Origin of the sequence: Clostridium sp. UBA4548, from assembly GCF_002387895.1 — a bacterium.
Taxonomy (GTDB): domain Bacteria; phylum Bacillota; class Clostridia; order Clostridiales; family Clostridiaceae; genus Clostridium_J.
The window spans coordinates 1-19,645 of record NZ_DGLI01000026.1 but is presented as its reverse complement, the minus strand read 5'-3'; the positions used below and the strand labels follow the sequence as shown (position 1 = coordinate 19,645).

The window sequence follows — 19,645 nt, the reverse complement described above, 5'->3', positions numbered from 1 at the left end:
GAGTATGTTAGTTAAGGAATTTGAAAAGTTTATAATAGATACTTTTACAAAAGAGAAGCTTGATATTGTTGAGGGAAAAGATGAGTACGGCTTTACCAACATAGGAAGCGAACCTATTACTAAAGTAGGTTATTGCACTAATTTAACTATTGAAACAGCAGAAGAAGCAGTTAAAAATGGTATAAATCTACTTATAACTCACCATGATGCTTGGACATGGATGGAGGGAATGAAGGAAGATTGCCTAAAGATTTTAAGAGATAATCAAATTACTCATTTTTATATTCATTTACCACTAGATGATGCTGAGTTTGGTAATAATGTCTCTATATTAAATAAACTTGGCTTTAAAGTTACTGATAAGTTTTCTAATGATGAGGGCATGTATTGTGGAAGAATAGGAATATTAGACAAGCCTATTACCTTTGAGGAATTAGTAAAACAAATAGAAGAGTTACTAGAAGAACCTGTAGGTAGTTGGAAAAACAGTGATAAGTTGATTAAGAAAATTGGAGTTGTTACAGGAGCTGGGTTTTCAGCTATAGATATTAAGACCTGTGTAGATGAAGGCTGTGATGTTTATTTTACAGGAGAAAAATTATTGTATACTGTGGAGTATGCTAGATATGCAAAGATAAACTTGGTTGTAGGAAGTCATACTTTTACTGAAATCTTTGGACTTGAAACTCTAGGAAAACTGCTTAAAGAAAGGTATCCACAGGTAGAGGTAATTAGAATAGAAGAACAGCATATTGAGTAAGAAATAGAAAAATTTAAAGTCACTATTTATTAGTGGCTTTTGCTTAAAAAGGGGTGTTATTTATGGGGCTTCAAACTCTCTCAGAGAAGATTATATACCTTGAAAAAAGACTTTTAGATCCTAGGGTAAGAAAATCCGTAGAAGAACTAGATAAACTGATAGCAGATGAATTTATTGAGTATTGTACTTCAGGGCATGTCTGTAATAAGCAGGAAGTCTTGGGTAGTTTACCAGATAAGGAGGAAGTTGAGATAATTCCAAAGAACTTTATAGTAAAGAGTTTAGCGCAAGATGTAGTTTTACTTAACTTTGAAACCTTTAATACAAGTACTCGGGTAACTTCAAGGAGAAGTTCTATATGGAAGCTTATTGATGGAACATGGCAATTGTTTTTCCATCAGGGAACCAAGGCTAGAGAATAATTTGTGCTTATATTAAGGGGTGAATACAATGAATATTTTATTAGATAAGCTAGATTTTCATCAGCCTTGGGCTTATGAAACTTTTAAAAATATAATTAAATCAGAACACAAAATTTGCATAATTCCTTTTGCTTTTCATGAAGATTGGATAAAGGATGCAGAGCAATGGGAATCACTTTACAACAAAATTAATGGGGAAGAATTCTTTAAAATGACTACTCCTTTCCATGCCTATGGTATTAGTGATGACAATATAACATTGATTAATTATTTTACAGATGATAGCCATGGTGCAAAGGAAAAAATCAATGAAAGCCATATAATCTTTTTTACTGGTGGCTTTCCAGAGAAAACAATGAGAAGGTTGGAAGAATTTAATTTAATTGAAACCCTTGAAAATCATCCTGGAATTAAGATGGGGTGGAGTGCTGGTACTATGATGCAGTGTGAGGATTACTACATTTCACCAGATGATGATTATCCAGAGTTTGTTTATGAAAAAGGTTTGAGTTATGCTAAGGATTTTGCTGTGGAAGTTCATTATAAAAATACAGATTCTCAAAATAAAAGCATTGAAAGATATATGGCTGAAAAAGGAAAAAGAGTATACACCACAGAACCTGAAAGTGCCATAATTGTAAAGGGTGATGAGGTAGTGTTGCTAGGAAATGCAAAGCTTTATAAAGAATAAAATGAAAATTTTAGAATTGCAAAACATGGGTGGATAATTATTAAGGGGGGGGGTAGGTGTGTTTATTTATTTAATACCTATATGTTTAGGTTCTATGTGGTGGTATTTATCTTTATATGGAATTATCATTAATTTTACTGATAAAGCATTAGTTCGAAATAAAATAATTCAAATGTGTATTGCAACTATATGCATTATTATTTCCACTGCAATTCTAATTAGTTTTCTTGCTTTAAGGTAAAAATTAACATAGTATTGGGGGGATTCTATATGAAGGGTACAAAAGATTTTTATAATAAAACTGCTTCAGAATGGGCTAATAAATGGTATAAAGATGAATCCATGGTTCCATATCTAATGGAATTTATTAACTACTTGCCACAAAATCCAAGGGTTTTAGATTTGTGCTGTGGAGCAGGGTATGAAAGTATGAGATTAGAAAACCTTGGTGCTGAAGTTATTGGACTTGATTTTTGCGAAGAAAGTATTAAAATTGCAAAAAAGCTAAATCCACATATTAAATTTGTTGTTGAAGATATGTTAAATGATTATTCCTATGTTGGTAAATTTCATGGCTGTGCTGTAATAGCTGGGTTAATACACCTTCCAGATCATAAGCTTTCAAAGGCATTCGAGGAAGTTTATAAGGTTATAAATGATGATGGATTTTTATTTGTAGCGGTTAAAGATGGCATAGGAAAAAGTGAAAAATCAAGTTACACAACTATTGAAGGTGAGGAATATGATAGAGATTTTTACTTTCATACCCTAGAGGAATTAAAGTTATATTCCTCTAAAAAATTTGACTTTGAAAAAGAGATTCTATTAGATAAAGATTCACTATGGAAATATTATATATTTAGAAAATGCATACCTATCACAACTTAATGTTACTAGGAATTTCTATAAATACATGAAAAACTAATAAAAATATAGTAAATATAAAAAATTCATATTGAGGAATATATAATGAAGTTTTAGGGGGGCACAATGTTGCATCATATAGGAACAAAAACCATAGAAACTGAAAGACTTATATTAAGAAGGTTTAAAGAAGAGGATGCTAAGGATATGTTTAATAACTGGGCATCAGATGATGAGGTTACAAAATACCTATCTTGGCCAACTCACAGTGATATTGGAGTAAGTAAAAAACTTCTTGAAATGTGGATTGATAAGTATAGTAGTGAAGAAAATTATAACTGGGCAATTGAAGTAAAGGAAAATAACAGTGTAGTTGGTTCTATTGCACTTATGAATGTAGATAATAATATTGAAAGTTGTGAAATAGGTTATTGCATAGGTAGAGCTTATTGGAATAAAGGGTTAATCACTGAAGCTTTTTCAGCTCTCATTAAATTTGCCTTTAAAGAAGTAGGCTTTAATCGCATAACTGGTCGTCATCATGTGGATAATACAGCTTCTGGCAGGGTTATTGAAAAGTGTGGGTTAAAATACGAAGGTACTTTAAGGCAAATACACAAGATCAAGGATGGTTCTTTAGTGGATTGCAAATATTATTCTATATTAAGGGAAGAGTATGCAGATTAATGAAGTAAAATAATAAGGGGTTACCCAAAAAAATAATATTTATTAATTTAATATTAGTAAGCCATGGATAGTAGAAGAACTATTTCTCTATATATCTATGGTTTTCCTATTGTTTAGGGCATTTATGAATTATAGAATTTCATGATGAAAATTTATTTTATTCACCGTCAAAAGGTCTTAAGGTAAACAAAGTAGGAGTAATGCATAAATTGGTTTTGTGTATAAAAACCTGTAAATTTCAGCATAATTTTTTTATAAAAGTAGATTAGTAGATATGTTAAATATACTTACTAGGGCAATGGTTATCATAGAAGTTTGTAAATATAATACATATTTTATAAAAATTTGAAAATAAGGAAAAGGTAGTTGAGTATTATAAAAATATGGAGTATAATTTACAATAGAAATTTGTATTAATTAGTCGTATCATGTAGTAACATGTAGTATTACAAAGTGCAATGATAAGGATTAAGATGTACTTTTCTATAGGGTTTCATGATAGAGTTTTAACTTATTCAGCGTCATAAACCCCTATAGGAACCAGGGTAGGATTGATGGATAAGTTAAGTTTTAACTCTAGTTTCCTATAGTTACCATAAAACATTGTATTAAAAAGTATCATAAAGGTAGGATTGGTTTAATGAAGTTTAAAATAAAAAGTTTATTATTTATAATAGTTTTTTTCACTGTAGGATCTTTTTTTAGCGGATGCAGTTTAAATAAAACTTCACAGGAAGCAAGAGGGTTATTTTCTTGGAAGGATTCTGAAGTATTAGAAGGCCGTGCTCAGCTTTATGAAACAATGAAAGATTTGAAGCTTAACACAATTTATCAAAGTTTTTCAGAAGATTTACAGGAGAAGGATATTTTGAATTTTGTGAGGGAAGCTACTGATAAAAAAAATAGTGTATATCTCCTTACAGGGGCTCCACAATGGGCATTAGAAGAAAGTGGAGAAACTATGCTTAGTGAAGTGGAAAAAGTAGTTAATATTAATAGGTCACTAGGGAAGAGTAAAGGAATAAAGGGTGTGTTATTTGATGTAGAGCCTTACCTGTTAGATGAATGGGATAAGCAATCACGGGAAAAAATTATGAATGGACTTGTAGCAAATATGAAGAAAACCTATGAAAAGGCACATGAAAATGGGCTAGAAGTCATTGCTTGCATTCCTTATTTTTATGATGATTTAGGATTTTCGAAGCAAGTTGAGGAGTTAATAAAATCTAGTTGTGATAGCTTAGCGGTTATGAATTATTATCAGGGGAAAGAGCAAAAGCATATTGAAAATGAAGCGGTATTGACTAATAAGTATGGTAAAGAGCTTATCAATATATATGAAATGCAAGCTCCAGGCAAACATGGTTTGATAGATAAAAACACATACTATGAGGAAGGCTTAAATTCAGTAGAAGAAAATTTCATTGAGCTGAAGAAGTCATTTAATGGAAGAAACATTTCTATAGCTTTTCATGATTATGCAGCATTAAAGGAGATTATAGGAAATGAATGAAGTATTAAGGCAGGAAAAGAAGTTTTTAATCTCGCTTTCTCAATTTTATCAATATAGCCATAATTTAAGCAAAATCCTTCAAGTGGACAGCCATAGTCAGGAGGATGGTTATATGATAAGATCCTTATATTTTGATACCTTGGATGATAAAGATTATCATGAAAAGGAAGAGGGCGTGGAGCTTCGACGAAAGATTCGATTAAGAATATATGATCCTAAAGCTAATTTTGCTTTATTAGAAATGAAGCAGAAACAGGGGGCACTGCAAAAAAAACGTTCTTTACGATTGAACAAGGAAGATGCCCAAAGAATGATTCAAGGAAATTATTCTGTACTTTTAAAGTATAAAGAACCTTTTGCTGCGGAATGCTTTTCACTAATGAATATGTTTTGTTATAGACCTAAGACCGTTGTAACCTATAAAAGAAAAGCTTTTATTGCAAATGCTAATGATATAAGAGTGACCTTTGATCATCATATTATTGGCACAGAAAGTTCCTTTGATATTTTTTCAGATACTCTTGTGGAAAATAGTATTTTAGATCCTTATCTAGGTGTATTAGAAGTAAAATTTAATGGGTTTTTATTTGCGTATATCAAGGATATGCTTAATGAATGTGATACTAGTGAAGTTTCTGTAAGTAAATATTCTCTAGGAAGATCCGTCAGTAAGCATTACCTATTTTAATATGGGAAGGGATAAGTTTTTATGAAAGAATTATTACTAAATGTTTTAGAACAAAGTGGTACCTTAAGTACTCAGTCGATTTTATTACATATTATCTCATCAGCCTTAATTTCAATAGCTATTTATATTTCCTACTGGTTTACCCACGTAGGTACTGCATATAGTCGAAAGTTCAATGTTTCTCTAATGACATTAACTATTTTAACTGCAACAGTTATGACGGTTATAGGAAATAACGTTGCCCTTTCCCTTGGTATGGTGGGTGCATTATCTATTGTTCGTTTTAGAACAGCAGTTAAGGATTCTAGAGATGCCACCTATATCTTTTGGGCTATCATCGTTGGTATATGTTGTGGGGTTGGAGATTATCTAGTTGCGGGAATAGGTACCGTTGTAGTTTTTGTGGTATTACTTTTAATGGGAAGAGTAAAAAATGAAAATAGAATCTTACTAATTGTTCGTGCAAGTAGAAGCAAAGAAACTGATATTGAAGGAATAGTTTTTGAGTATTTTAACAAAAAACCTTTGTTAAGAGTTAAGAATACAACTGAGCAAGCAGTAGAATTTATATTTGAAATGTCTCGTAGCACTTATAATCTTTCTTATAAAAAAAGCGAAGGAATAACTCAAAAACTATATGCCCTCGGCGGTGTGGAGTATGTAAATATAATTACACAAAATGATGAAATAAGTGGGTAAAAATAATGAAGAGCAAATTGATATATACGATTACTATAGTATTTATTATAGGAATTTGCGTTGGGTTATACCAATTAAATGTTGAAAATAAATCCATTAGAGTTCATCAGCATCGTGAAAAGCAATGGCAAGCAGCTAATGATGAAGAAAGTGAAGAATTTAAAACACACCTTCCAATTGTTAGTATAAGCACTGGGGGACAAAAGGTCCCTGGCACACCTATTGTAGAAAATGGTGAAACTGTGGGATATGAGACTGCAGCAGATGAATTACCAAGGATTACAGCTTCCTTTTCTGTTATAGACCAGCAAAAGGGTGTTAATAATATTACTGATAAACCTACATTATCTTCTTTAGCAGAAATAAGTTACCGGGGAAATTCATCTAGATTTTTTGATAAGAAATCTTATTCTATTCACCTTGTTTTGGAGGATGGTACGGAGAATAAGAAAGGGATTGCAGGAATGGAACCACATGATGAATGGGTGCTAAATGGGCCATTTCTTGATAGAACCCTTATGCGTAATTATGTTGCTTTGAATATTTCAGGAGAAATCATGGATTATGCTCCAAATGTCAGATACTGTGAGATGTTTTTAGATGGAAAATATCAGGGCCTTTATCTACTCATGGAAAGTGTAAGTAGAGGTGAAGGACGAATCAATATAAAAAAACCGGATAAAAATAGTACTTTGACAAGCTATATTGTACTTTGGGATAGAGAAGGAAAAGGTAATAAGGAACTAGATAATTATGCTTATTACACCTATCGTAGTGGCATTGCGGCACTAGATGTTAGGTATCCAGGAATCAATTTGATTACTGAGGAGCGTAAGAAATATATAGAGAAAGATATTAGCAAAATGGAAAAGGTGTTATACTCTTATGATTTAACTGATGAAAAAAAGGGGTATACAAAATATATAGACTTAAATAGTTTTGCTGAGTATTTTGTGATTAATGAATTATTCCGAAACGTGGATGCTGGGCATTATTCTACTTTTTACTATAAGGATGTAAGGGGAAAACTAAAACCTTGTGTGTGGGACTTTAACAATGGAGGAGATAATTACATGGAAAATGCCTGGAATGAAGCAGGATTTACCATGATAAATTCACCCTTGTTTAATGCATTAATTAAGGATGAAAAGTTTGTTACTGCAGTTATTAAAAGATACAAGGAATTACGCAAGGAAGTTCTTAGTGAAGCTTATCTTCTTAATTATATTGATGAAACTAATCAGTGGCTAGGGAGTTCTGTTGACAGGAACTATAAGGTTTGGGGATATGTATTTGATTTATCTAATTATAATCATATGAATTATTTAACACCAGTAGAGAGAAATTATACTAGCTATGAGCAGTCAGTAAAACAACTAAAGAACTTTCTTGTAGCCAGAGGGAATTGGCTTGATGAGCATATAGATACCCTTTATCAATACTCTCATGAATCTAAAAATATAAATGATTTAGTGAAATAATGAAGGAGAGGGCCAAATGAGAAAATTTATAATTACCGCTGTTATGCTTGTTCTTTCTGTGCTGGGACTGCGCTATGCGGTGTATTACGGTGGTTTTTATATTGATTTCCATCCAGATAGGCCAGTAACAACTCAGTGGAGAACTGAAAACAAAAAGATTTACATTAAAAATCAAAATGGGGAAGATAAAGAGTTTTTGGTTAAGGGTGTGGATCTGGAAAGCAATATACCTAGCTACCATGCCACGGATTATGCTGTTGATAAAGATACTTGGATGAAGTGGTTTACGCAGATACAAGAAATGGGAGCTAATGTTATTCGTATAAATACAATTTATAACGATACTTTTTATAATGCTTTTTATGAATATAATAGCAAAAGAGAAGTGCCACTTTATTTGCTACAAGGAATTCAGGTATCAGATTATGCCAATAATTCTGGAAAGGATGCCTATAGTAGTGATTTTTATGAAACCTTGAGGGAGGATTCTAAAGATGTGGTGGATATAATTCATGGGAGAAAAAGCATTTCTATAAATAAGATGAAGGGAAGCGGAAACTATCGAAAGAACATATCACCTTGGGTGCTAGGATATGTCATTGGGAGTTACTGGAATCCAGGCACCATGGCTTATACAAATCACAATGGAACTCAAGAAAATTTTTATCAGGGAAAGTATTTCCGTACAGATGAAGATGCCACAGTATTTGAGGCAATGTTGGCAAAAATTATGGATGATATGCTTTCTTATGAGAGTAAAAAGTATAAAAAACAAAGGCTAATATCCTTTATTAATGACCCTCAGAACGATCCATTTGTTTATGAGGAGTTTTATGGAAAGCAGCTTGGAAAATATAATTATTTAGATGCAGAAAATATACTTTCAAGTGATGAAGTTATTAGTGGTTTTTTTGCTTCTTATAGATTATATGAATTCTGCCCAGGTTTTCAAGAATACTTTTCTGAAGAGCAGAAAGCTAAACTCTCAGGTATACTTCCAACTTTAAATAAGGAATTTTATTATGAGGGCTATACTCAGCTGCTAGCTAGCTATCATTCTATGCCTGTAGTTATTGCTAGTTATGGGTTTTCTTCCTCTAGAGGAACTGATGATATAAGTGGACCTCTTACAGAAGAGGAACAGGGAAACGCTTTGGTTTCAACTTACAGTGATATTGTAAATTCAGGTTGTAGTGGTGCAGTAGTTAGTACATGGCAGGATGTATGGGAAAGACGTACCTGGAATACTTCCTATGCAGTAAATGTAAAAGAGTCTTATCGATGGCATGACCTTCAGACTAATGGACAAGGATATGGATTGATGTCTTTTCATACTGGTACACCGGAAGAAACCACCTATATAGATGGGGATTCTTCTGAGTGGGAGGATAAGGATAAGATATTAAGTAGAGAAGAGGTTACTTTATCTGCTAGACATGATGAGAGTTTCCTTTATATTTTAGCTGAGAAAAAAGATATGAATGAACAGACTTCACTTTATTTTCCTATTGATACTACACCTAAAAGTGGTAGCACAAGAAGTGAAAATCCTAAGCTTAACTTTGAAAGGGAAGCAGATTTTCTCCTTTGTATTAATGGAGTTAATGATAGTCGCTTGTTAGTACAGTCAAGATATGAGTCTTTAAGAGAAAATTATTTAACTCAGATTAAAGGAGAAGATCCTTTTGTAAATTTCCCAGCAAAAGACTCCAGTGAATTTGTGCCTATTTCTATGATTTGTAAGAATAAAACGTTAGTGTCAAAAGGTATGACTGATGAGGAAATTATGACTCAAAGACTCTTTGAAACCTATGAAACTGGAAGGCTGGTTAATGGAAATGGAAATCCTAACAGTAGTAATTATAACTCTTTAGCAGATTTCTGCTATGGAACAGGTTTTGTGGAGATTAGAATTCCTTGGCAACTCTTAAACTTTTATAACCCTGCTGACATGGAAGTTCATGATGATTATTACGAGAATTTTGGTGTTGAAGGTTTAAAAGTTTCAAGTATGTATATTGGTGTTAGAGAACTATTAGAAGAAACTCCAATATCTATGACTGAGATGAAACTAAAACCATGGAGAAGCAAGGCAACCTATTACCAGCAGTTAAAAAAGTCCTACTTTATTTTAAAGGAAAGCTGGAGGACAAAATATGAATTTTAGTATAGATAAGGTTATCTACAGTTACCTTTTTGTCTGCTGTGTTTTGTTGATTTATAATATTATCTACATAGCCTACTCTAAAAGGGGAAAAAAGAAATATAATAAAAAGGTTAATGGATGGAAAAAGGAGATCAGGAGACAGATTCATAATTTAAATTTAGGAAGAGTTATAGAAGAAAGCCATAAGAAGTTACTGAATAAGAAATTAAATAATGTGAATGAATTAATTTTTTATGTTCGTGCACTAGATAGTTTGAGAGATACAGGAGTTAAGTTGGAGAAATATATACAAGAAAACTATTTGGTTATCCAAGAATTAGCTTATAAATATGCAAGGAAAGAAAGTATGAGTCGAGCTTTCTTTGCATACTTCATTTTCAAAAATCCTCCTCAGAAGGACAAGGAATATAGCCCTCTTATGGAAATACTTATATCTTATATGGATAACTCCACAGTGTACTGTCGTGAAAATGTTTTAAATGCTTTGTATTCTTTAGGAAATTCTCAAGCCATAGAGAACAGTTTGCAAATTATGAATGATAGGCAATGGTTTCACCATAGGAAGTTACTTTCAGATGGATTGCTGACTTTTGCTGGCGATAAATATGACCTTGCAGAGCGGTTATGGAATTACTTTCAAAAATGGGATGATAATATTATGGTATCAGTGATACAGTTTATTACAGCTTATTCAAGTAATTTTAAAACAAGATTCTTTTCAGTTCTCCAATCAGAGGATGTAAGTCTTGATATCAAACTAGCAATCATGAGGTACTACCGTAGATACATTTATAAGCCTGTTGAGCCTTTGTTAATAGCCTACTTGAATGATGAAAAAGAAGTAGATGAAAATATAAAGATTGTAGCAGCAGCTATTTTAGATAAATATCCTAGTGAAGAAACTATTGAGACTTTAAAGAGAGCCTTGAATCATAGAAATTGGTATCTTAGATATAATGCGGCTCTCTCATTGGTAAATCTAAAGGTTGATATTGAAAGGTTGCAGGATATTCTAGAAGGCAAAGATCGTTATGCCAAGGAAATTCTTAGTTATATGATAGAGCAACGAAAGGTGGGTGAGGCGCAATGATAAGTTTTGTCGATAAATTTATGGAAGGGGTAGGATGGTTCTATTTAGTTTATCTTCTAACCTATGCTTCATACCTTTTCTTATCTGTAACTGTTGGGGCCTTACAGCTTTATCAAAGAGATAGGATGATTAAGTTTCGTAATGAGTTAAGGCATAATTATTATGTGCCTGTTTCCATACTTGTAGCTGCATATAATGAGGAAGTTACTATTGTGGATAGTATAAAATCTTTATTAGAGTTAAACTATAGGCTTTATGAAATAATTGTGGTAGATGATGGTTCAAAGGATAATACTGCAAAGAAGTTAATTGAAGCATTTCAGCTAAAGCCTGTGAGTAGACCTATCCATAGACGTTTGGAATGTGAACCTCATAAGGCGGTTTATGAAGCTATGGTAGGGAACATAAAGCTTACTTTGATTAGTAAGTTAAATGGAGGAAAAGGCGATGCATTAAATATGGGCATAAATGCTTCTCGCTTTCCATATTTTCTTGGAATTGATGCAGATTCTCTTTTACAAAAGGACTCACTGGAAAAAATTGTACAACCGGTACTGGAAGATGATTCTATTGTGGCTGTAGGGGGACTTATACGTGTTGCACAGTGCGTAGAAATGGTAGGTGGTGAGGTTAAAGGTTATCACCTTCCGCTAAATCTCATTACTTGTATGCAAGTTGTTGAATATGATAGATCCTTTTTAGCATCAAGAATTCTTATGGATCAGTTTAATGGAAATTTAATCATTTCAGGTGCCTTTGGATTATTTAAAAAAGATATTGTCGTGGCAGCTGGTGGATATGATAGCAACACTTTAGGAGAAGATATGGAACTAGCTGTGAAGCTTCATGTATTTTGCCGCAATAACAATATTAAATACTCACTTCGTTACGAACCTAATGCAATATGTTGGAGCCAAACTCCAGGTTCACTAAAAGATTTGATGAAGCAGCGTCGACGTTGGTATCTTGGATTATTTCAAAGCATGACGAAGTATTATAGAGTTTTTGCTAACTTAAGGTTTGGATTAGTGAGTTTTGTATCCTATATGTATTACTTACTATTTGAGCTTTTAGCTCCTGCCATAGAGGTATTTGGTATAGTAGCTATAGTTATTGCATGGAATTTTGGAATACTAAATATTCCTTTTATGATAAAGTTCTTTTTACTTTATTCATTATATGGAGCTATTTTAACAATAACAGCATTTTTCCAAAGAATATATACACAGAATTTAAAAATAACACTTTCTGATACCTTGAAGGCAGTGTTTATTTGCTTATTAGAGAGTTTATTTTTCCGATATGTTATTTCTTTTGTTCGAGTAACTTCATTTATTGGATACAAGAAAAAAAAGAAGGAATGGGGAACAATTAAACGAGTTAAGCATGATTATAAAAGATAATTGCTCTTTTAGGTCCTTGATAGCTTAAAAAAGAAAATGCAGAAGCGATATTCAAAAAGATATGATCCATAAGTTTTTGATATGAATTTTTATAAACTTAGAATAATTAATTGCACCCCTAATCTTTGTAAAGGTTAGGGGTGCAATTTTATTTAATATTATTCATTGAGTTTTTCTCATGTGATTGGAGGAAATTAATATACTTAGTGGAATACATATATAAAGGTTTCTGAAATTTCACATTTTATTGAGTTAAAATAGATATAAAAGAAAGTGGGGATATATATGGATAAAAATATGATTGCTATGTGTGGAGCTTATTGCGGGGATTGTGAGTGGAGAGAAGGTACAAACTGTCCAGGTTGCCAGCAAAGTCAGGGGAAAATGTTTTGGGGACAATGTGAAATAGCAAAATGCTCTATTGAAAAGGGATTTAACCACTGTGGACACTGTAATAAACTGCCTTGTGAAAACCTTCAAGATGCTTTTAATAATCCTGACCATGGAGATAATGGGGAGAGATTAGCTAATTTAAACATCTGGAAAAAAGGTGAGAAAACCTATATGAAATTAACAAAAAGAAAATAGATACTGAAAAAGTTTTATTAACATATGGGGGATAACTTAGAAACATTTATATTTTTAAAGTTGTAGCAGGCTATTTAGGTTTAGTTTATAAGACGTAGATTTATATAGGTTTGCTGCCAAAGTAATTTTCCTAGGCTGAGCAGTTGACACTTACGTATGTTGGTAGATGTGAAGTTTCCAATAGGTTGGTAAATACAGTACTTATATGAAGAGTATTAACAAAGGAGTTAATAGTTGTGAAGCTAAGAACTATAGAAAGTTATATAAATAAATATTTAGAGATTTGGCCATTTTCAGGCACTATAGCTGTTTTGAATAAAGGGGAGGTTATGTTTAATAAATCTTCTGGAATGGCATGTCATGAATACAATATTCCAAATAGTATAGATACATGCTATACCTTGGGATCAATATCTAAGCAGTTTACAGCGTTTTTAATTATGTTATTGTATGACCAGAAAAAAATAGATATAGATAAGTCTATAAACTTACACTTGCCTAAAGAATTACACATTGATAGCAACATTACAGCTCATCATTTATTATCACATACTTCAGGACTTCACCAATTTTATAATTGGGAAGATGACTTTTTCCAATGCTATGATAGAAATACTTTTAATCGTCAAGAGTTTTTCGATGAATTTATTAAGAGACCCCTAAGTTTTCAGCCAGGAAGTAAATTTGAATATAATAACGCTAATTACAACATGCTAGCATGGATAATAGAAAACCTTGTTGGTATGAATTTTGGTGATGCTTTAAAAAAATATATCTTTGAGCCTCTTGAAATGAAAAACACAGTGCTTGATGATGGACATGTTATTATAAAAAATAAGGCCTTCCCATATCAGATGGATAGAAATGAAGTAGTAAGATGCCAGTATTATAATGAAAAATTCAGCATTGGGGCAGGAGCTGTAGTATCTAATTTTGAAGATTTGTGCAAGTGGTATTACTGCCTTAAAGATAGATTATATTTATCCCATAACACCTATAACCGCTTCTTAACTGAAAATAAAGAAGGCTATTGCTATGGGTTAACCAAGGATAAGATGTATGGGAGGACAAGATTCTATCATGGAGGGGATCATTTAGGGGTTATGACATATAGACAAGACTTCTATGATGAGGATATCTGTATTGTGATATTGTCTAATTCAGAATGTGGAAACAATTATCACATTGGTAATGCTATTGCTGAAATTATTTTTACAGGAGAAACTGAGGAACCAAGAAGGATTACAGAAGTTAAAGTAGATAGAGAAGAGCTTTCTAAATACGAAGGTGTATATTACAAAGACAAAATAGCTTTAGAGTTAGGGGAGGAAGGACTGGAATTTGTGCGTTTTAATGGAGAGGTACATTACTTACTATATCCTGCAGGAAAAAATAAATTTGCCAAGAAATGGTTTGCACAAACTAAGCCTTATGAACTTGTAGAAGGTGAAGATGGAAGCTATAAGTTTTTTGGATTTACTAAGAAGTAAATAGCTATAATATTTAGACTTCCAAGATGAAAATATATTTTATTAGTGACGAAAAAGTCTTAAGGAACTAAGTTAGCTTTCATGCAGAAATTAAGGCATGACTTTATTTCACTATAGCAATGATTCTGTAAGAAGATAGATGCAATTTATAGAAAGCTAACTTACACAGTATTATAAGAGTCATAAATTGTAATAGGTAGGCTTAAAAACAAAAGTTGATAAAATAAAATTATAAATGTAGGTGAATATGAATGAAAAATACTAAGCTTGTGTGTTTTGATTTGGATGATACCTTAATTCGAGAGATTCATTCCGTTATGTTGCCATGTATTTTAAATGGAAAAGAAAAAGAACATTCTTTAATACAAGAGAAAGAAGAAAAGGGATTAATTAACTACAAAGAAGCAGATTACCTAAGAGTAGAATTGCTTTTAGGTCTTAAGGAGAATAAAATTGGCCAATGCTTTTTAGATATTGCAAAACCTTTAAAAAATATAAAAAGTGTAGTTAACAAATTACATGAAGAGAATATAAAATGCATTGTTATTACAGTGGGTCCAAAGCAAGTGGCTAAAGTTGTATGCGATATTTGGGGATTCGATGACTATTATGGTAGTGACTACCAAGTGGTTCATGGAGAATTCACTGGAAACATAGTGAATTACATAGGAGCTGAAGAAAAAATTCAGTGTTTAAAAGATTATTGTGAGAAGAATAGCATAAGTCCAGAGGAATGTGTTGCTGTAGGGGATGGCTCAACAGATATTCCAATGTTTCACTACTGCGGAAAATCTATTGCTATAAATAGCTCTTCAAAGGTTCGTGAGAATGCAATGCATTCTGTAGATACGGATGATTTAAGAGATATACTTAAATATATTACATAAATAATTAAAAAAAGAATTACTCTTATGAATCAGACTAATGAGTAATGGGACAAGTATGAATAAGATAAAGCTACTTAAATTTTATAGTTTATGGAATATAAGAATTTCATAAGAAATTCTTAGTAGATATTATGTACATTTGAAGAAAGGATTTTCAATAATGAAATATATAAGAAAAATACCTACTGCTGACAAAGAAGTAAGTGCTAAATTAGTTGCAGATGGATGGACTAAACTAAAGGAACCTTCTAATTTAGGTTTAACAATTTTGCTATCAGTACCTTTTATGATTATAAATGGAGTTATTTTTGCAGTTATTGCTTATTATTTATATCCTCCTTTAAAGGAGTTTTTCAATATTAAGAATGACTTAAACATTACTTTTACAGTAAATTTGGATACTTTACTATATGTTGTTATGTTTTTTATATTTATGACAATACATGAATTCCTTCATGCTAGCTTTATTCCCAAGGCTTTTACTTCAGATAAAGTGTACTGGGGGATCAATGGTTTTGTAGGTTTTGTTTATACTACAGAAAAAATTAAAAAGGAAAGATATTTAATTATATCTATTATGCCATTTATTATATTATCAATTATACTACCTTTTATTCTTAGTATTTTAGGATGGCTGAACTGGTTCACATTATTTCTATGTTTGATGAATGCCATGGGGTCAAGTGTTGACTTTCTCAATATGTGTTTAATAGTAGTTCAAGTACCAAGGGGTTCAGAAATTATAAATAATGGATTTGAAACTTATTTTAGATAAAATAATACAAAACAAGGCTTAGGTTTTGAAAGAGAAAAAATTGCAATAGCAAATAATCTTTCACTACAGTTAATTGTCAGTGTTAACATAAAAATATAAGGAGGAAATCTAATGAAAAGAGTTTTAATTGCAGGAATGCACCATGAATCTAATTCTTTTAATCCTATAATAGCAGGTGAAAAAGATTTTAAAGTTATACATGGAGAGGATATTTTTAATAATCTATGGGATAATGATTCTACAACTGGAGTTATAAAGACTTTACAAGAAGCTGGTTATGAAGTAATTCCTACGGTATTTGCCAGAGCTGTTCCTAATGGTGAAGTTGATTATGACTTTTATATGAAAGTTAAGGAGGAAATAATAGAAAGAGCTAAAGTTGCACAGGAAAAAGCACCAATAGATGCAATAACCTTAGCATTACATGGATCTATGAGAGTTGATAAACAAGGTGAGGCAGAAGGATATCTTTTGGAAGACTTAAGAAGAATGTTTCCAAGTATTCCTATTATTTCTTCCCTGGATATGCACACCACTATGACTGAAAGAATGCACAACAATTGTGATGGTTTTGTTGGTTATAAATGTGCTCCACATACAGATTGCTTTGAAACTGGTGAGCATGCTGCAAAGATGACCATAGAGATTCTTGAAAACAACGCAAAGCCTAAGTCAGCTTGGGTAAAGGTGCCAATTTTAATTGCTGGGGAACAATCACAAACTTCTGTGGAACCCATGGTAGAACTAATTAATGAACTTAGACAGTGTGAAGAAAAGGAAGGTATAATGGCTGCTTCCTATTTGATGGGGTTCCCTTGGGCAGATAATGAGGATAGCTCTATTGCTGTTTACGTAGTAGCAAATGATGACCTTAAGTTGGCAGAAAGAGAGGCAGTTAGATTAGCACAGCTAATTTGGGCAAAAAAATACGATTTTCATTTCCATACTGAGACCTATAATGAAAAGGAAGCTTTAGATGTAACTTTTGAAGCTGTTAAGGAAGGAAAGCTACCTATTTACCTTTCTGATTCTGGGGATAACCCAACGGCTGGTTCCTCTTCAGACTGTACAGACTTTTTAAAGCTAATAATGGCGGATGAGAGAACAAATAATTTAAGAAGACCAGTTATATATGGTGGAATATATGATCCTATAGCTACAAAAGAGTGTGAAGGAAAAGTTGGAAAAGAAATAACACTTACCTTTGGTGCAAAGTTTGATACTATTACTACATCACCTATAACAGCAAAGGGATTAGTAAAAGCTTATATTAAAGATTGGTCTAGAGAAGGAATGATAAAAGGGGACTTAGCACTATTTAATAGTCAGGGAGTGGATATAGTTCTTGCAGAAGCTCATGTTGGCTATATAGTACCTGAGATGTTTACAGACTTAGGCGTAGATCCAAAGGAGGCAGAAATAGTAGTATGTAAGCTTGGTTATCTTACTCATCAGCATGAGGTGGTTGCAAAGCGCAGCATAATGGCACTTACAAAGGGGAGTACAAATGAAGATTTAAAAACTCTAGATTATAAATTGGTGAAAAGACCAATATTCCCATTAGATGATGACTTTAAATATAATGCTTTAGATAACCTCGTAGCAAAGGAAGGATAAGGTTATGATATTAGAAGTGTGTGTGGATTCCTATACATCCATGATAACAGCGAAGAAGGCAGGAGCAGACCGAATAGAATTATGTTCTGCTTTAAATATAGGAGGACTGACACCAAGCTATGGATTAATGAAAAAGGCAAAAGAATTAAAGGACATAGAAGTTTTTGTAATGATACGTCCTCGCTCTGGAGACTTTCTATATGATGATAATGAATTTGAAACTATGAAAAGTGACATTATCCTTGCAAAGGAATTGGGATTTCAGGGCATAGTTACTGGTATATTATTAAGTGATGGAAAGATAGATATAGTGAGAATGAAGGAACTTGTAAAAATTGCTCACCCTCTTAAAGTAGTACTTCATAGAGCATTTGATGATGCGAAAGACCCAATAGAGGACATTCCAAAACTTATTGAAATGGGAATATGCAGAATTTTAACTTCAGGTCAAAGAAAAAATGCTCTTGAAGGAGCAAGTTATATTGGACAGCTTCAAAAAAGCTTTGGATATTATATAACTATAATGCCTGGCTGTGGAGTAAATGATAATAATTTAGAAGAAATATATAAATTAACAGGTTGCACTAATTTTCATTTATCAGGGAAGGTAAATGTGGGAAGTAAAATGGAATACAGAGAGTGTATTAATAGAATGAATACTTCTAATAGTGAATTTGAAGTGGAAAGAGCAGATTATAATCTCATTAAAAGAGCTAGGGTTGTTCTAAATAAGATTGAATTAAGTGAAACTAATAAAGATATTAAATAATGAATACATTAAATTAGTTATAGGAAAGAAGGGCTATTGTGCTCTATGAATGAAAGCACCTTTTGTAAACATTAATCATATTATGGTGGTAGAACATTATAAAAGGAGTAACAATATGCCTAATTCTAACAAAAAATATCCTTGCTCATATTGTGAGGAAGATTCAAAGTATGATTTAGACTTAATGGATGATATGTACGACATGAAGCCTTACCAACACCACAATAAAAAGCATATGAATAACTCAGATTGCATGGAAATGAAGCTAAAAGATTATGGACCACAGCCTTTTGTAATTAACATTGAAGAGGCTACTAAGGAAAATAAAAATTTCCGTACAGCTTTATGGACAGGAAAGCATTTACAACTTACTTTAATGAGTATCCCTGTTGGAGGGGAAATTGGTTTAGAAATTCATCCTCACCTTGATCAATTTATACGTATTGAAGAAGGTGAAGGTCTTGTTATGATGGGTGAAAGAAAAAATTGCCTAGATTTTAGAGCAAAGGTTTGTGATGACTTTGCCTTCATTATACCAGCTGGTACATGGCACAACTTGATTAATACAGGAAAGAAACCAATTAAACTATACTCTATTTATGCACCACCACAACACCCACGTGGTACAGTTCATAAAACTAAAGCTGATGCAGATGCTGCAGAACACGACCATCGCTATTATGAAGAGTATGAGCAAAATTATACTAGGCAACCTAGAAAGTTTAACTTAAATGAGCTAGCTCAGTTTGACGGTATTATGGGGAGTCCTGCTTATGTAGCCATTAAGGGCATTGTATATGATGTAAGCAATAATCCAAGATGGAGAAAAGCAATGGACCTTGGACTCGCTGCTGGAGAAGATTTAACTCCACAGTTAAGAGGTTATAGTGGGATAGAAGAAAAGCTATCCGACCTTCCTAAAGTAGGAATACTTATAGAGTAGGTGTCTTATATAGTAAGAAATTTATAGAATAAGTAGAAATTTAGATAAAGATAAAATGTGCTAACTTAAAAGTTAAGTTAGCACATTTTTTTAGAGTGTGTAAATAAGTCT

Annotated in this window: 19 protein-coding genes and 1 pseudogene; all 20 read left to right on the top strand. The window is 32.4% G+C overall.

Annotated elements, in window-relative coordinates; genetic code table 11:
• Positions 1-4 precede the first annotated feature (4 nt).
• The gene (locus B3040_RS10825) at positions 5-760 is read left to right on the top strand and encodes a Nif3-like dinuclear metal center hexameric protein (RefSeq protein ID WP_291573151.1); all 756 of its coding nucleotides are present in this window, start codon (positions 5-7) and stop codon (positions 758-760) included.
• Between the two features lie 62 nt (positions 761-822).
• Complete coding sequence (locus tag B3040_RS10820; protein ID WP_291573150.1) at positions 823-1,182, top strand: DUF4440 domain-containing protein; 360 nt, start codon at positions 823-825, stop codon at positions 1,180-1,182.
• 28 nt (positions 1,183-1,210) lie between these two features.
• Positions 1,211-1,873: a Type 1 glutamine amidotransferase-like domain-containing protein gene (locus B3040_RS10815; protein ID WP_291573149.1), complete on the top strand. Its 663-nt coding sequence runs from the start codon at positions 1,211-1,213 to the stop codon at positions 1,871-1,873.
• A gap of 58 nt (positions 1,874-1,931) precedes the next feature.
• A complete protein-coding gene (locus B3040_RS10810) occupies positions 1,932-2,114 on the top strand; it encodes a hypothetical protein (RefSeq protein ID WP_291573147.1) in 183 nt (60 codons plus the stop codon).
• A gap of 29 nt (positions 2,115-2,143) precedes the next feature.
• Positions 2,144-2,761, top strand: a complete 618-nt coding sequence (locus B3040_RS10805) for a class I SAM-dependent methyltransferase (RefSeq protein WP_291573145.1) — start codon at positions 2,144-2,146, stop codon at positions 2,759-2,761.
• Between the two features lie 102 nt (positions 2,762-2,863).
• Complete coding sequence (locus tag B3040_RS10800) at positions 2,864-3,424, top strand: GNAT family N-acetyltransferase (protein ID WP_291573143.1); 561 nt, start codon at positions 2,864-2,866, stop codon at positions 3,422-3,424.
• Positions 3,425-4,064: 640 nt separating this feature from the next.
• Positions 4,065-4,937, top strand: a complete 873-nt coding sequence (locus B3040_RS10795) for a hypothetical protein (protein WP_291573141.1) — start codon at positions 4,065-4,067, stop codon at positions 4,935-4,937.
• Entirely contained in the window at positions 4,930-5,625 is a 696-nt protein-coding gene (locus B3040_RS10790) for a polyphosphate polymerase domain-containing protein (RefSeq protein ID WP_291573139.1), read from the top strand. Before B3040_RS10795 ends, B3040_RS10790 begins: the two co-directional genes overlap by 8 nt.
• Before the next feature lie 21 nt (positions 5,626-5,646).
• Positions 5,647-6,324 carry a DUF4956 domain-containing protein gene (locus B3040_RS10785; protein WP_291573137.1) on the top strand — a complete coding sequence of 226 codons (678 nt, stop codon included), beginning with the start codon at positions 5,647-5,649 and terminating at the stop codon, positions 6,322-6,324.
• 5 nt (positions 6,325-6,329) lie between these two features.
• Positions 6,330-7,805: a CotH kinase family protein gene (locus tag B3040_RS10780; RefSeq protein WP_291573135.1), complete on the top strand. Its 1,476-nt coding sequence runs from the start codon at positions 6,330-6,332 to the stop codon at positions 7,803-7,805.
• Between the two features lie 16 nt (positions 7,806-7,821).
• On the top strand, positions 7,822-9,972 hold the full coding sequence (locus B3040_RS10775; RefSeq protein ID WP_291573133.1) for a hypothetical protein: 2,151 nt from the start codon (positions 7,822-7,824) through the stop codon (positions 9,970-9,972).
• A complete protein-coding gene (locus B3040_RS10770) occupies positions 9,962-11,062 on the top strand; it encodes a HEAT repeat domain-containing protein (protein WP_291573131.1) in 1,101 nt (366 codons plus the stop codon). The genes B3040_RS10775 and B3040_RS10770 overlap by 11 nt, the downstream gene beginning before the upstream one ends.
• A complete protein-coding gene (locus B3040_RS10765; protein WP_291573128.1) occupies positions 11,059-12,465 on the top strand; it encodes a glycosyltransferase family 2 protein in 1,407 nt (468 codons plus the stop codon). Before B3040_RS10770 ends, B3040_RS10765 begins: the two co-directional genes overlap by 4 nt.
• 285 nt (positions 12,466-12,750) lie before the next feature.
• Complete coding sequence (locus B3040_RS10760) at positions 12,751-13,053, top strand: DUF3795 domain-containing protein (protein ID WP_291573126.1); 303 nt, start codon at positions 12,751-12,753, stop codon at positions 13,051-13,053.
• Between the two features lie 236 nt (positions 13,054-13,289).
• Positions 13,290-14,543 carry a serine hydrolase domain-containing protein gene (locus B3040_RS10755; protein WP_291573123.1) on the top strand — a complete coding sequence of 418 codons (1,254 nt, stop codon included), beginning with the start codon at positions 13,290-13,292 and terminating at the stop codon, positions 14,541-14,543.
• Positions 14,544-14,794: 251 nt separating this feature from the next.
• Positions 14,795-15,430, top strand: a complete 636-nt coding sequence (locus B3040_RS10750; RefSeq protein WP_291573121.1) for an HAD family hydrolase — start codon at positions 14,795-14,797, stop codon at positions 15,428-15,430.
• A gap of 160 nt (positions 15,431-15,590) precedes the next feature.
• Positions 15,591-16,205 carry a DUF3267 domain-containing protein gene (locus B3040_RS10745; RefSeq protein ID WP_291573119.1) on the top strand — a complete coding sequence of 205 codons (615 nt, stop codon included), beginning with the start codon at positions 15,591-15,593 and terminating at the stop codon, positions 16,203-16,205.
• Positions 16,206-16,316: 111 nt separating this feature from the next.
• Positions 16,317-17,822 carry a M81 family metallopeptidase gene (locus tag B3040_RS10740; protein ID WP_291573117.1) on the top strand — a complete coding sequence of 502 codons (1,506 nt, stop codon included), beginning with the start codon at positions 16,317-16,319 and terminating at the stop codon, positions 17,820-17,822.
• 4 nt (positions 17,823-17,826) lie between these two features.
• Positions 17,827-18,591 (top strand): copper homeostasis protein CutC, encoded by a 765-nt coding sequence (locus tag B3040_RS10735; RefSeq protein ID WP_291573115.1) that lies wholly within the window; start codon positions 17,827-17,829, stop codon positions 18,589-18,591.
• Between the two features lie 115 nt (positions 18,592-18,706).
• Positions 18,707-19,264: pseudogene (locus B3040_RS10730) on the top strand (cupin domain-containing protein); the annotation flags it as partial.
• Positions 19,265-19,645 lie beyond the last annotated feature (381 nt).

What these genes read in the sequence shown, in the direction of transcription:
- B3040_RS10750 (WP_291573121.1), top strand. Translation starts at nt 14,795, where the DNA reads ATGAAAAATACTAAGCTTGTGTGTTTTGATTTGGATGATACCTTAATT.
- B3040_RS10785 (WP_291573137.1), top strand. Translation starts at nt 5,647, where the DNA reads ATGAAAGAATTATTACTAAATGTTTTAGAACAAAGTGGTACCTTAAGT.
- B3040_RS10795 (WP_291573141.1), top strand. Translation starts at nt 4,065, where the DNA reads ATGAAGTTTAAAATAAAAAGTTTATTATTTATAATAGTTTTTTTCACT.
- B3040_RS10745 (WP_291573119.1), top strand. Translation starts at nt 15,591, where the DNA reads ATGAAATATATAAGAAAAATACCTACTGCTGACAAAGAAGTAAGTGCT.
- B3040_RS10780 (WP_291573135.1), top strand. Translation starts at nt 6,330, where the DNA reads ATGAAGAGCAAATTGATATATACGATTACTATAGTATTTATTATAGGA.
- B3040_RS10790 (WP_291573139.1), top strand. Translation starts at nt 4,930, where the DNA reads ATGAATGAAGTATTAAGGCAGGAAAAGAAGTTTTTAATCTCGCTTTCT.
- B3040_RS10770 (WP_291573131.1), top strand. Translation starts at nt 9,962, where the DNA reads ATGAATTTTAGTATAGATAAGGTTATCTACAGTTACCTTTTTGTCTGC.
- B3040_RS10800 (WP_291573143.1), top strand. Translation starts at nt 2,864, where the DNA reads ATGTTGCATCATATAGGAACAAAAACCATAGAAACTGAAAGACTTATA.
- B3040_RS10740 (WP_291573117.1), top strand. Translation starts at nt 16,317, where the DNA reads ATGAAAAGAGTTTTAATTGCAGGAATGCACCATGAATCTAATTCTTTT.
- B3040_RS10820 (WP_291573150.1), top strand. Translation starts at nt 823, where the DNA reads ATGGGGCTTCAAACTCTCTCAGAGAAGATTATATACCTTGAAAAAAGA.
- B3040_RS10765 (WP_291573128.1), top strand. Translation starts at nt 11,059, where the DNA reads ATGATAAGTTTTGTCGATAAATTTATGGAAGGGGTAGGATGGTTCTAT.
- B3040_RS10760 (WP_291573126.1), top strand. Translation starts at nt 12,751, where the DNA reads ATGGATAAAAATATGATTGCTATGTGTGGAGCTTATTGCGGGGATTGT.
- B3040_RS10805 (WP_291573145.1), top strand. Translation starts at nt 2,144, where the DNA reads ATGAAGGGTACAAAAGATTTTTATAATAAAACTGCTTCAGAATGGGCT.
- B3040_RS10735 (WP_291573115.1), top strand. Translation starts at nt 17,827, where the DNA reads ATGATATTAGAAGTGTGTGTGGATTCCTATACATCCATGATAACAGCG.
- B3040_RS10775 (WP_291573133.1), top strand. Translation starts at nt 7,822, where the DNA reads ATGAGAAAATTTATAATTACCGCTGTTATGCTTGTTCTTTCTGTGCTG.
- B3040_RS10825 (WP_291573151.1), top strand. Translation starts at nt 5, where the DNA reads ATGTTAGTTAAGGAATTTGAAAAGTTTATAATAGATACTTTTACAAAA.
- B3040_RS10815 (WP_291573149.1), top strand. Translation starts at nt 1,211, where the DNA reads ATGAATATTTTATTAGATAAGCTAGATTTTCATCAGCCTTGGGCTTAT.